Here is a 13,195-nt window from a genome sequence, read left to right on the forward strand (position 1 = left end):
CGGGTCGGCAGCACGAAAGCGCGGTGGGCAGGGACGGATTTCCCTGTAAGCCGTTGGGAGAGCAGGCTATTTCGGGCTTTTGCAGTCCGTGAAGACAATCGTTGTGACGGGCGGGCGCGCTTCTGCGCCCCGCGCGTCGTTTTGCGTTTTGAAGGTCTGAAGAACAGATTCAGGACATTCCCGCCTGAACTGAGCTTCTGGCCCCCAAGACGGGTTCGAAAAAATTCAACCCGGGAGCGGCGGCAGCCGCGTTCCGGACGGCGCGCCCAAGCGGGCGACGAAATGAGAGGCCACGATGGCGCAGCAGACATTCACCGGTCGCAAACGCGTTCGCAAGTTCTTCGGACACATCAAGGAAGTCGCCGAGATGCCGAACCTCATCGAGGTTCAGAAGGCGTCGTATGACCAGTTCCTGATGGTCGACGAACCGCCGGGCGGCCGTCTTGACGAGGGTCTGCAGGCGGTGTTCCGCTCGGTCTTTCCGATCTCCGACTTCTCGGGCACCTCGATGCTGGAATTCGTCCGCTACGAGTTCGAGCAGCCGAAATACGACGTCGACGAGTGCCGCCAGCGCGGCATGACCTTCGCGGCTCCGCTCAAGGTAACGCTGCGCCTCATCGTATTCGATATCGACGAGGAAACCGGCGCGAAGTCGGTGAAGGACATCAAGGAGCAGGACGTCTACATGGGCGACATCCCGCTCATGACGATGAACGGCACCTTCATCGTCAACGGCACCGAGCGCGTCATCGTCTCGCAGATGCACCGTTCGCCCGGCGTGTTCTTCGACCACGACAAGGGCAAGACCCATTCCTCGGGCAAGCTGCTGTTCGCCGCCCGCGTGATCCCGTACCGCGGCTCCTGGCTCGACATCGAGTTCGACGCCAAGGACATCGTCTATGCGCGTATCGACCGTCGCCGCAAGATTCCGGTGACGTCGCTGATGTTCGCGCTCGGCCTCGACGGCGAGGCGATCCTGTCCACGTTCTACAAGAAGATCCTCTACAAGCGGACCAAGGAAGGCTGGCGCGTTCCGTTCGACGCCAATCGCTTCCGCGGCTACTCGACCGTCAACGATCTGGTCGACGCCGATACCGGCAAGGTCGTGCTCGAGGCCGGCAAGAAGCTCACCGTCCGTGCCGCCCGCCAGCTCCAAGAGAAGGGGCTGAAGGCGCTGCGCATGGCCGATGAGGAACTGGTCGGCAACTACGTCGCCGAAGACCTCGTCAATCCGAAGACGGGCGAGATCCACGCTGAAGCCGGCGAGGAAATCACCGACAAGCTGATGAAGGCGCTCAACGAGCAGGGCTACAAGGAGCTGCCGCTGCTCGACATCGACCACGTCAATGTCGGCCCCTACATTCGCAACACGCTCTCGGCCGACAAGAACATGACGCGTGAGGACGCGCTGTTCGACATCTACCGTGTCATGCGTCCGGGCGAGCCGCCGACGCTGGAATCGGCGCAGGCCATGTTCCAGTCGCTGTTCTTCGACGCCGAGCGCTACGACCTCTCCGCGGTCGGCCGCGTCAAGATGAACATGCGCCTCGACCTCGATGCGCCCGATACTCAGCGTACCCTGCGCAAGGAAGACATCCTCTCCGTCATCAAGACGCTGGTGGATTTGCGCGACGGCAAGGGCGAGATCGACGACATCGACCATCTCGGCAACCGCCGCGTGCGTTCGGTCGGCGAGCTCATGGAGAACCAGTACCGCATCGGCCTCCTGCGCATGGAGCGCGCGATCAAGGAGCGCATGTCCTCGGTCGACATCGACACGGTGATGCCGCAGGACCTGATCAACGCCAAGCCGGCGGCCGCCGCCGTGCGCGAGTTCTTCGGCTCCTCGCAGCTCTCGCAGTTCATGGACCAGACCAACCCGCTCAGCGAGATCACCCACAAGCGACGCCTGTCGGCGCTCGGACCGGGCGGTCTGACCCGCGAGCGTGCCGGCTTCGAGGTGCGCGACGTGCATCCGACGCATTACGGCCGCATCTGCCCGATCGAGACGCCGGAAGGCCCGAACATCGGCCTGATCAACTCGCTCGCGACCTTCGCGCGCGTGAACAAGTACGGCTTCGTCGAGACGCCGTACCGCAAGGTCAAGGACGGCCGAGTCACCGACGAGGTCGTGTACCTCTCGGCGATGGAGGAGGGCCGCTACACGGTCGCGCAGGCCAACGTGCCGCTCGACCCGAAGGGCCGTTTCACCGAAGACCTCGTGGTCTGTCGTCACGCCGGCGAAGTCTTGCCGGTGACGCCCGACAAGGTCGACTACATGGACGTGTCGCCGAAGCAGCTCGTTTCGGTGGCCGCGGCGCTGATCCCGTTCCTCGAGAACGACGACGCCAACCGCGCGCTGATGGGCTCGAACATGCAGCGCCAGGCGGTGCCGCTGGTTCGCGCCGAGGCGCCGTTCGTCGGCACCGGCATGGAAGGCGTGGTTGCGCGTGACTCGGGTGCCGCGATCGCGGCGCGCCGTTCGGGCGTGATCGACCAGATCGACGCGACCCGCGTCGTCATCCGCGCCACCGAAGATCTCGATCCGACCAAGTCGGGCGTCGATATCTACCGGCTGATGAAGTATCAGCGCTCCAACCAGTCGACCTGCATCAACCAGCGTCCGCTGGTGAAGGTCGGCGACGTCGTCAAGAAGGGCGACATCATCGCCGACGGTCCCTCGACCGATCTCGGCGAGCTCGCTCTGGGGCGCAACGTGCTGGTCGCGTTCATGCCGTGGAACGGCTACAACTTCGAAGACTCGATCCTGCTCTCCGAACGGATCGTGAAGGAAGACGTCTTCACCTCGATCCACATCGAGGAGTTCGAGGTGATGGCCCGCGACACCAAGCTCGGGCCCGAGGAAATCACCCGCGACATTCCGAACGTCTCGGAAGAAGCGCTGAAGAACCTCGACGAAGCCGGTATCGTCTACATTGGTGCGGAAGTGCGCGCCGGCGACATCCTGGTGGGCAAGATCACGCCGAAGGGTGAAAGCCCGATGACGCCGGAAGAGAAGCTCCTGCGCGCCATCTTCGGCGAGAAGGCTTCCGACGTTCGCGACACCTCGCTGCGCGTTCCTCCGGGCGTGCAGGGCACCATCGTCGAAGTGCGCGTGTTCAACCGTCACGGCGTCGACAAGGACGAGCGTGCGCTGGCGATCGAGCGGGAAGAGATCGAGCGTCTGGCCAAGGACCGCGACGACGAGCAGGCGATCCTCGACCGCAACGTCTACAACCGTCTTGCCGAGCTGCTCGAAGGGCGGCAGGGCATCGCCGGTCCGAAGGGCTTCAAGAAGGACACCAAGATCACCCGTGCGGTGCTCGAGGAGTACCCGAAGTCGCAGTGGTGGCTGTTCGCTTCGCCGAACGACAAGCTGATGGCCGAGATCGAGGCCATGCGGAAGCAGTACGACGAGTCGAAGAAGGGGCTGGAACAGCGCTTCCTCGACAAGGTCGAGAAGCTTCAGCGCGGCGACGAATTGCCGCCCGGCGTGATGAAGATGGTCAAGGTGTTCGTCGCGGTGAAGCGCAAGATCCAGCCCGGCGACAAGATGGCCGGTCGCCACGGCAACAAGGGCGTGGTGTCCAAGATCGTGCCGATCGAGGACATGCCGTTCCTCGAAGACGGCACGCATGCCGACATCGTGCTCAATCCGCTGGGCGTGCCCTCGCGCATGAACGTCGGACAGATTCTCGAGACCCATCTCGGCTGGGCCTGTGCCGGCCTCGGCAAGCGGATCGGCCAGACGGTCGATGCTTACCTGTCGAAGCAGGACATCAAGCCGCTGAAGGAAACCTTGAAGAAGGTCTATGGCGAGGACGAGACGATCAAGTCGCTCAACGACAGCGAACTGATCGAGCTCGGCCACAATCTGAGCCGCGGCGTGCCGATTGCGACGCCGGTGTTCGACGGCGCCAAGGAAGCCGACATCGAGGAGATGCTGAAGCTCGCCGGTCTCGACGCTTCGGGGCAGTCGACCGTCTATGACGGCCGTACCGGCGATCCGTTCGATCGCAAGGTGACGGTCGGCTACATCTACATGCTCAAGCTGCACCATCTCGTCGACGACAAGATCCACGCGCGTTCGATCGGTCCGTACTCGCTCGTCACCCAGCAGCCACTGGGCGGCAAGGCGCAGTTCGGCGGCCAGCGCTTCGGCGAAATGGAGGTGTGGGCGCTCGAGGCTTACGGCGCGGCGTACACGCTCCAGGAGATGCTGACGGTGAAGTCGGACGACGTCGCCGGCCGCACCAAAGTGTACGAGGCGATCGTGCGCGGCGACGACACGTTCGAGGCCGGTATTCCGGAATCGTTCAACGTGCTGGTCAAGGAAATGCGCTCGCTCGGCCTCAACGTCGACCTGCACAACTCCAAGATGGGACCGGCGCCGACGTCGGAAGCGGCCGAGTAATTCGACCTGTCGTGCCCGGCCTTCGCGGCCGGGCATTGGCGCCCCGCCTGAGGCCTTGAGGGCAGGGCGCCCCGCTAAGTGATTTTCGAATTTGCGGCCGGAGGCGACCGGCACGCGAGGAGAAGACGATGAACCAAGAAATTATGAATCTCTTCAACCCGACGACGCCGGCTCAGGTCTTCGACCAGATCCGGATCTCGATCGCGTCTCCAGAGAAGATTCTGTCCTGGTCCTACGGCGAGATCAAGAAGCCGGAGACCATTAACTACCGTACCTTCAAGCCCGAGCGCGATGGCCTGTTCTGCGCCCGAATCTTCGGGCCGATCAAGGATTACGAGTGCTTGTGCGGCAAGTACAAGCGCATGAAGTACAAGGGCATCATCTGCGAGAAGTGCTCGGTCGAGGTGACGCTGTCGCGCGTCCGGCGCGAGCGCATGGGCCATATCGAGCTCGCAGCCCCCGTCGCCCATATCTGGTTCCTGAAGTCGCTGCCCTCGCGCATCGGCCTCCTGCTGGACATGACGCTGAAGGATCTCGAGCGGATCCTCTACTTCGAATATTACGTCGTGCTGGAGCCGGGCCTCACCGCGCTGAAGGACCGTCAGCTCTTGTCGGAAGACGAGTATCTGAAGGCGCAGGACGAGTACGGCCAGGATTCCTTCACCGCCATGATCGGCGCGGAAGCGATCCGCGAGCTGCTCAAGGGCATGGACCTCGAGAAGCTCGAGGCCTCGTTGCGCCTCGAGATGCAGGAGACCGACTCCGACATCAAGCACAAGAAGCTCGCCAAGCGCCTGAAGATCGTGGAAGCGTTCCGCCATTCCGGCAACAAGCCGGAATGGATGATCATGACCGTGGTCCCGGTGATCCCGCCGGACCTGCGTCCGCTGGTGCCGCTGGACGGCGGCCGCTTTGCGACCTCGGACCTCAACGACCTCTACCGCCGCGTCATCAACCGCAACAACCGCTTGAAGCGGCTGATGGAGCTGCGCGCGCCCGACATCATCATCCGCAACGAGAAGCGCATGCTTCAGGAAGCGGTCGATGCGCTGTTCGACAACGGCCGCCGCGGCCGCGTCATCACCGGCGCCAACAAGCGCCCGCTGAAGTCGCTCGCCGACATGCTCAAGGGCAAGCAGGGTCGCTTCCGTCAGAACCTGCTCGGCAAGCGCGTCGACTATTCGGGTCGTTCGGTGATCGTGGTCGGTCCCGAGCTGCGTCTGCATCAGTGCGGCCTGCCGAAGAAGATGGCGCTCGAGCTCTTCAAGCCGTTCATCTATTCGCGGCTCGACGCCAAGGGTCTGTCCACCACCGTGAAGCAGGCCAAGAAGCTGGTCGAGAAGGAGCGGCCCGAGGTCTGGGACATCCTGGACGAGGTGATCCGCGAGCATCCGGTGCTGCTCAACCGCGCACCGACGCTGCACCGCCTCGGCATCCAGGCGTTCGAGCCCGTGCTGATCGAGGGCAAGGCGATCCAGCTGCACCCGCTGGTCTGCTCCGCGTTCAACGCCGACTTCGACGGCGACCAGATGGCCGTGCACGTTCCGCTGTCGCTCGAAGCGCAGCTGGAAGCGCGCGTGCTGATGATGTCGACCAACAACATCCTGCATCCGGCGAACGGCCAGCCGATCATCGTGCCGTCGCAGGACATCGTGCTGGGTCTGTACTACGTCTCGATCATGCGCGAAGGCCTGCCCGGCGAGGGCAAGGTCTTCGGCGACATGGCCGAGCTCGAGCACGCGCTACACGCCAAGGTCATCCACCTCCACACCAAGATCAAGTATCGGTGGGAAGGCATGGACGAGACCGGCAAGGTCTCCAGGCGCTGGATCGAGACCACCGCCGGCCGCGTGATGCTGGGCAATCTGCTGCCGAAGAATCCGCGGATCTCGTACGAGATCATCAACAAGCTGATGACCAAGCGCGAGATCTCGGGCGTGATCGACCAGGTCTACCGTCATTGCGGCCAGAAGGAGACGGTGATCTTCTGCGACCGCATCATGGCGCTCGGCTTCTACAACGCGTTCAAGGCCGGCATCTCGTTCGGCAAGGACGACATGGTCGTGCCGCACGGCAAGTGGAAGATCGTCGATACTACCCGTACGCTGGCGAAGGATTTCGAGCAGCAGTACAACGACGGCCTGATCACTCATGGCGAGAAGTACAACAAGGTCGTCGACGCCTGGTCGAAGGCCACGGAAGAAATCGCCAAGGCGATGATGAAGGAGATCTCCGCCACCAAGAAGACGGCGAGCGGAGCCGACGCCGACATCAACTCGATCTACATGATGGCTCACTCCGGTGCCCGCGGTTCGCCGGCCCAGATGCGCCAGCTCGCCGGCATGCGCGGCCTGATGGCCAAGCCGTCGGGTGAGATCATCGAGACGCCGATCATCTCGAACTTCAAGGAAGGCCTCTCGGTGCTCGAGTACTTCAACTCGACCCACGGCGCCCGCAAGGGCCTCGCGGACACCGCGTTGAAGACCGCGAACTCCGGCTACCTGACCCGTCGTCTAGTCGACGTGGCGCAGGACTGCATCATCACGCAGAGCGACTGCGGCACCAAGCTCGGCATCAAGATGCGTGCCATCGTCGATGCCGGCACCGTGGTCGCCTCGCTCGGTTCGCGCATCCTCGGACGCACGGCCTGCGAAGACGTGCGTGACAGCTCGGGCAAGGTGATCATCAAGCGCGACACGCTGATGGAAGAGAGCCATCTGGATGCCATCCAGCAGGGTGGCGTGCAGGAGGTGAAGATCCGCTCGGCACTGACCTGCGAGCTCGTCAACGGCATCTGCGGTAAGTGCTACGGCCGCGATCTCGCCCGCGGCACGCCGGTCAACCACGGCGAAGCGGTCGGCGTCATCGCGGCGCAGTCCATCGGCGAGCCGGGCACCCAGCTCACCATGCGCACCTTCCACATTGGCGGTGCGGCGCAGCTCAACGAGCAGTCCTTCGTCGAAGCTAACTTCGACGGCAAGATCGTGATCAGGAACAAGGCCATCGCCCGCAACAGCGAAGGTCACCTGATCGCGATGGTGCGCAACATGGTGGTGGCGATCGTCGATGCCGACGGTACCGAGCGTGCGACGCACCGTATCCAGTACGGCTCGCGCCTGCACGTCGACGAGGGTGACAACGTCAAGCGCGGCCAGCGCATTGTCGAGTGGGATCCCTATACCCGTCCGCTCCTCACCGAGGTCGAGGGCACCATCGGCTTCGAGGATCTGGTCGAAGGACAGTCGATCTCGGAAACGCTGGACGAGGCCACCGGCATCGCCAAGCGCGTGGTCATCGACTGGCGTTCGACCCGCGGCGGTTCGGACCTGCGTCCGGCCATCGTGGTCAAGGGCAAGGACGGCAAGGTGCTCAAGCTCGCCCGTGGCGGCGATGCCCGCTACATGCTGTCGGTCGACGCCATTCTCTCGGTCGACATCGGAGCCAAGGTTCAGCCGGGCGACATCCTCGCCCGTATCTCGACCGAAAGCGCCAAGACGCGCGACATCACCGGCGGTCTGCCGCGGGTGGCGGAGCTGTTCGAGGCACGGCGTCCGAAGGATGCGGCGATCATCGCCGAGATCGCGGGCACCATCCGGTTCGGCCGCGACTACAAGAACAAGCGTCGCATCTCGATCGAGCCGATGGACAAGACCGAGGAGCCGCGCGAGTACCTGATCCCGAAAGGCAAGCACATCCACCTTCAGGACGGCGACGTCGTCGAAAAGGGCGACTTCATCGTGGAAGGCAACCCGGCGCCGCACGACATCCTGGCGATCAAGGGCATCGAGGAACTCGCGGCCTATCTGGTCAACGAGATCCAGGAGGTCTACCGGCTCCAGGGCGTGCTCATCAACGACAAGCACATCGAGGTGATTGTTCGCCAGATGCTCCAGAAGGTGGAAGTCACCGACCAGGGCGACACGGACATGATCTCGGGCGAGCAGGTCGACAAGATCGAGTTCGACGCGCTGAACGAGAAGGCCAGGGAAGAGGGCAAGAAGCCCGCCACGGGAACGCCGGTTCTGCTCGGCATCACCAAGGCGAGCCTCCAGACCCGCTCGTTCTTCTCGGCTGCCTCGTTCCAGGAGACCACCCGCGTCCTCACGGAAGCGGCGGTCAACGGCAAGATCGATCCGCTCGAGGGTCTCAAGGAGAACGTCATCGTCGGCCGGCTGATCCCGGCAGGCACCGGCGCCTCCATGGCCAAGATCCGCGAAGTCGCCATGAAGCGCGACAAGCTGATCCTCGACGAGCGCGAGAAGCAGGCGGCCGTCGTGTCGCCGGCCCCAGAAGCGGAGCCGATGGCGCTGCCGCCGGCGGAATGATGCTTCATCCGTAGGAATACCGAGGACAATGAAAAGGCCGGCTTTTGCCGGCCTTTTTGCTGCTTTCCCTGTTTATTGCGATGCGGGATCAGCTCTTGTTCATCTTTCCTTCAGCCGCAAAAGCGCTTCTGCTAGGAGAGCTTAGGCCGGTGGTCCCGTGTCGGGGGCAGGGCCGGAGACCACGGAACTCACATGCTTGATCTTGCAATCGTAGGCGGCGGCCCCGGCGGGCTGATGAGCGCTTGGTATCTGAAGCGCAAGCTCGGCGACCTCTGCCGCGTCACCATCTTCGAGGCATCCGATCGGCTCGGCGGCAAGATCGTCACGCGCAAATTCGATTCTGCGCCCGCGATGTACGAGGCCGGCGTGGCCGAGATCTACGACTACTCGATGACCGGCCCCGATCCGCTGCGCGAGCTGATCCAGCATTTCGGGCTGCAGACCATTCCGATGGATGCCGAGCAGGTGCAGTTCGGCGGCGAGCTCCTCAACGACGTCGCGGGCATGCGCCGTAAATTCGGCGCCAAGACCGCGGCCGCGATCGAAGCATTCCGCAAGCGCTGTACCGAGGTGATGTCGCCGATCGAATATTACGAGGGCGTCGGCGCGCACGACAACGAGAACCCCTGGGCCTACAAGACCGCCGAGCAGGTGCTCGACGAGGAGGTCGAGGACGAGACGGCAAAGCGTTTCTTCAAGGTCATGGCGCGCTCGGACATTGCGACCGAGAGCCACAACACCAACGGCCTCAATGCGCTCAAGAACTATCTGATGGACGTCGACGGCTATATCGGCCTCTATTCCATCCAGAACGGCAACGAGCAGCTGATCGAGTGCCTGCAGTCGGAAGTCAATGCCGACATTCAGCTCAACCACCGGGTGCTCACCGTCGGCAAGGCGCCGACCGGTCGCTACCAGCTCAAGATGATGAACGGCAGGGGGCCCGAGACGCGCGATTTCGATCTCGTGCTGATGTGCCTGCCGCATTCCTGGCTCGCCACCGTCGGCTGGGAAGGCGAGCAGCTGCGCAAGTCGATGGTCAAGCACGTCTCTTACTTCGACCGCCCCGCGCATTACCTGCGCGTCTCGATCCTGTTCGACGAGCCGTTCTGGGGCGAGAAGATTTCCGGCGCCTGGTTCATGTCGGAGGCCTTCGGCGGCTGCTGCGTCTACAACGAGGGCGCGCGCCATGACGTCGGCAAGCATGGCGTCTTGAACTGGCTCATTGCCGGCTCTGACGCGCTGGCCTTTGCCAATCTGTCGGACCAGGAGCTGATCGACGCGGCGCTGAAATCGCTGCCGGCATTCCTCGGCAACGCGCGTTCGCATTTCATGGAAGGCAAGATCCACCGCTGGCTGTCGTCGGTGAACGCGTTGCCGGGCGGTCTGCCGGTGCGCGACGTGATGACCAATCACCGGCCCGAGCCGAAGGAGCATCCCGGCATCGTCGTGGTCGGCGACTATCTGTTTGACTCGACGTTGAACGGTCTGCTCGACTCCTCGGATGCGGCGACCGACATCATTCTGACCGAGATGATGCGGCTGCGCCGCGAGCGCGCGCAGGAGGACAAGCCGCGCTCCGACAAGATCGACCGCGATTATTTCGAGAACTATCGCGGCCTCGGTCCCTATCACGAGGCGTGGCGCCACTTCACCGATCCCGATTATCTCACCAAGCTGGTCGGCATCGTCTGGGGCGAGGCGAAGGGCGCCAAGCTGCTGGTCGCGGGCTCCGCCAGCGGCGAGCTGGTCGGTGCACTGCGCGATCGCGGCATCGATGCATGGGGAATCGAGAACAACCGCGCCATTCATGCCAAGACGCCGAAGGCACTGAAGAAGTACAACAAGCTCGGCTCGATCACAGACATGCCGTTCAAGGAGGGTGCGTTCGACTTCGTGTTCGAGACCAGCCTCTGCCACGTTTCCCCGAAACAGGTGGCCCGCGCGATCCGCGAGCTGAATCGTGTGGTCAAGACCGGCGTCGTGTTCGGCTCGATCACCTCGGACATGGCGCCGGCACTGATCGACCGCTACGACCTGCTGCGCGGGGTCAAGAAGCTCGGCACCTGGTGGGAATGGTCCGAACTGTTCTTCGGCAACGGCTTCGATCTGTCGATGCACCGCAAGGACTGCACCGATGCGCTCTGGGAGGCCACGCTCGCCGCCAACAAGGGGCCGGGCCAGTGGTATGCCGACGCTGACAGCTTGCGCTATTCCTTCTTCGACAAGGTCAAGGACGAGGACGACGACTAGCAAGCCGCGCCCCCCGGATCTGCCAATTGTTTTGCCGAATTCATCTTGATCGCATAGAATCGGTGCAATAGCGGTTGCCGCTATTCCTGCTTTCTCTGCGGTCATGCCGGCCGTCAGCATCGGTTGGTTTCATGGCGTCCAAGCCCCTCTCGCCCGACAAACAGAAGCCCGCCGCGGAAGAGGCGGCCGAGCGCGACGACAAGCTCGCCCCCAGCGCCAAGCCGGACCTCGAGGACGATGAGGAAGACGAAGGCAAGGGGAAGGATGAGCTGGAGCTCGATGAGGACGATGAGGACGAGGATCTCGTCATCTTTACTGCGCGCGAGGCTGCCGGCGCGCTCGCCACCATCGTCGGGTTCGTCAGGCCCTATCTGACCAATTACAAGCGCATGCTGTCATTCGTGGCGTTCGGCGTCTTGGTCGAGACGCTGTTCAACGTCATCATGCCGCTCAGCCTGAAGTACCTCATCGACGACGCGCTCGGCGAGGAGGACTTCCAGGCTCTCTACAAGATCCTCGGCGTGCTCGCGGTCGCCGGCATCTTCACCTCGATCGTCGCGGTCTGGTACGAGCGCTGGGACGCGCGGCTCGCTGCCTGCATCATTTCCGATGTGCGCAAACGCCTGTTCGAGCACGTCCAGGATCTGCCGGCCGCCTATTTCGGCCGCACCAAGCGCGGCGAGATCCTGTCGCGCTTTTCCGTCGATCTCTCGGCCTTCGAAGGTTCGGTCAAGACCTTTGCAAATAGCGCAGCGCTGCCGTTCCTGGAACTGATCGCCGGCATCATCCTGATGGTGTTCCTGAACTGGCAGCTCGCGGCGGTCGCGCTGCTGGTGTTCCCGATCACGCTGATCGGCCCGCGCATCCTCACTCCGAAGGCGGTGCAGGCCAATTACGAGCAGAAGCTCAACGAGAGTGCGCTGCTCGGCATGGTGCAGGAGAACGTGGCGGCCCAGGCCGTGATCAAGGCGTTCAGCCTGCAGCGCAAGATGTTCGGCTTCTTCACCTTCCGCAACGACGAGACGCGCAACAAGATCGCCTCCGCCGCGTTCCTGTCGACCATGGTGGAGCGGACGGTCACCATCTCGGTGCTGCTCCTGCACCTGGTCGTGCTCGCGATCGGCGCATATCTGGCGACCAAGGGCCAGATCACGATCGGCACCTTCGTCACCTTCGAGAGCGCGTTCTGGGAAGTCTCCTACAACATCGCCCATGTGATGCATTTCATCCCGGTGTCGATCTCCTCGGCCGCCGCGATCCGGCACATTCAGGAACTGCTCGACGAACCGACGCGCGGCGCCGATCGCCCCGGCGCGCCCGACCTGCCACGCATCACCCACGACATCACCTTCGACCGTGTGACGTTCCAATACGAAGGCAGCCAGACGCCGGTGCTGGACAATCTCAGCCTCAAGCTCAATGCCGGCAAGCGCATTGCCATCGTCGGTCCGTCCGGCTCCGGCAAGAGCACGCTGCTCAATCTGATCCTCCGGCTCTACGTGCCCGACGAAGGCCGCCTCACCATCGACGGCGTCGACGTCCGCAAGGTGACGCTGGATTCGCTGCGCCGGAGCATGGCGGTGGTGTTTCAGGAGAACATGCTGTTCAACATGTCGATCCGCGAGAACATCCGGCTCGGCAAGGAGGGCGCAACCGATGAGGAGGTGGAGGAGGCGGCCAAGAAGGCCGAGATCCACCGCTACATCATGGGCCTGCCGCAGCGATACGACACCCCGGTCGGCGAGCGCGGCGATACGCTTTCGGGCGGCCAGCGCCAGCGCATCGCGATTGCGCGCGCGATCATCCGTAATCCGTCGGTGCTGCTGCTGGATGAAGCCACCTCGGCGCTCGACCAGACCACGGAAGCCGCGATCAACCGCACGCTGCTGAAGGTCGCCAAGGGCCGCACCATGATCTGGTCGACCCACCGCCTGACCTCGGTGGTCGAGATGGACGAGATCATCGTGATATCAGGGGGCAAGGCGATTGAGCGCGGCTCCCATGCCGAGCTGCTCGCCGGCAACGGCACCTATCGCAAGCTGTGGAACGACCAGGTCCACCAGCCCCATGGCGCGGTGGCTTACGCCGACGACGGCAGCGACGATGATGACGAGGATGAAGACCTCGAGGACGATGAGGACGACGAGGAGGAGTGACCGGGGTCGTTCGGCTGCAAAGGAATCGCCGTGCGCGATCCATGTCG

Annotated in this window: 4 protein-coding genes; all 4 read left to right on the top strand. The window is 63.4% G+C overall.

The annotated features are described in order from the left end of the window. Positions 1-295: 295 nt before the first annotated feature. Positions 296-4,414: a DNA-directed RNA polymerase subunit beta gene (gene rpoB / locus IVA87_RS34715; RefSeq protein ID WP_247337586.1), complete on the top strand. Its 4,119-nt coding sequence runs from the start codon at positions 296-298 to the stop codon at positions 4,412-4,414. Between the two features lie 128 nt (positions 4,415-4,542). Next, a complete protein-coding gene (gene rpoC / locus IVA87_RS34720) occupies positions 4,543-8,739 on the top strand; it encodes a DNA-directed RNA polymerase subunit beta' (protein ID WP_247307074.1) in 4,197 nt (1,398 codons plus the stop codon). A 192-nt stretch (positions 8,740-8,931) separates the two neighbouring features. Continuing rightward, complete coding sequence (locus IVA87_RS34725) at positions 8,932-10,992, top strand: FAD-dependent oxidoreductase (RefSeq protein ID WP_247337588.1); 2,061 nt, start codon at positions 8,932-8,934, stop codon at positions 10,990-10,992. Positions 10,993-11,123: 131 nt separating this feature from the next. After that, positions 11,124-13,148 (top strand): ABC transporter ATP-binding protein, encoded by a 2,025-nt coding sequence (locus IVA87_RS34730; RefSeq protein WP_247337590.1) that lies wholly within the window; start codon positions 11,124-11,126, stop codon positions 13,146-13,148. Positions 13,149-13,195: the final 47 nt, after the last annotated feature.

The sequence above is a fragment of the Bradyrhizobium sp. 147 genome, assembly GCF_023073935.1.
Lineage (GTDB): Bacteria > Pseudomonadota > Alphaproteobacteria > Rhizobiales > Xanthobacteraceae > Bradyrhizobium.

Coding starts and splice junctions, on each gene's coding strand:
- rpoB (WP_247337586.1), top strand. CDS start 296: ATGGCGCAGCAGACATTCACCGGTCGCAAACGCGTTCGCAAGTTCTTC.
- rpoC (WP_247307074.1), top strand. CDS start 4,543: ATGAACCAAGAAATTATGAATCTCTTCAACCCGACGACGCCGGCTCAG.
- IVA87_RS34725 (WP_247337588.1), top strand. CDS start 8,932: ATGCTTGATCTTGCAATCGTAGGCGGCGGCCCCGGCGGGCTGATGAGC.
- IVA87_RS34730 (WP_247337590.1), top strand. CDS start 11,124: ATGGCGTCCAAGCCCCTCTCGCCCGACAAACAGAAGCCCGCCGCGGAA.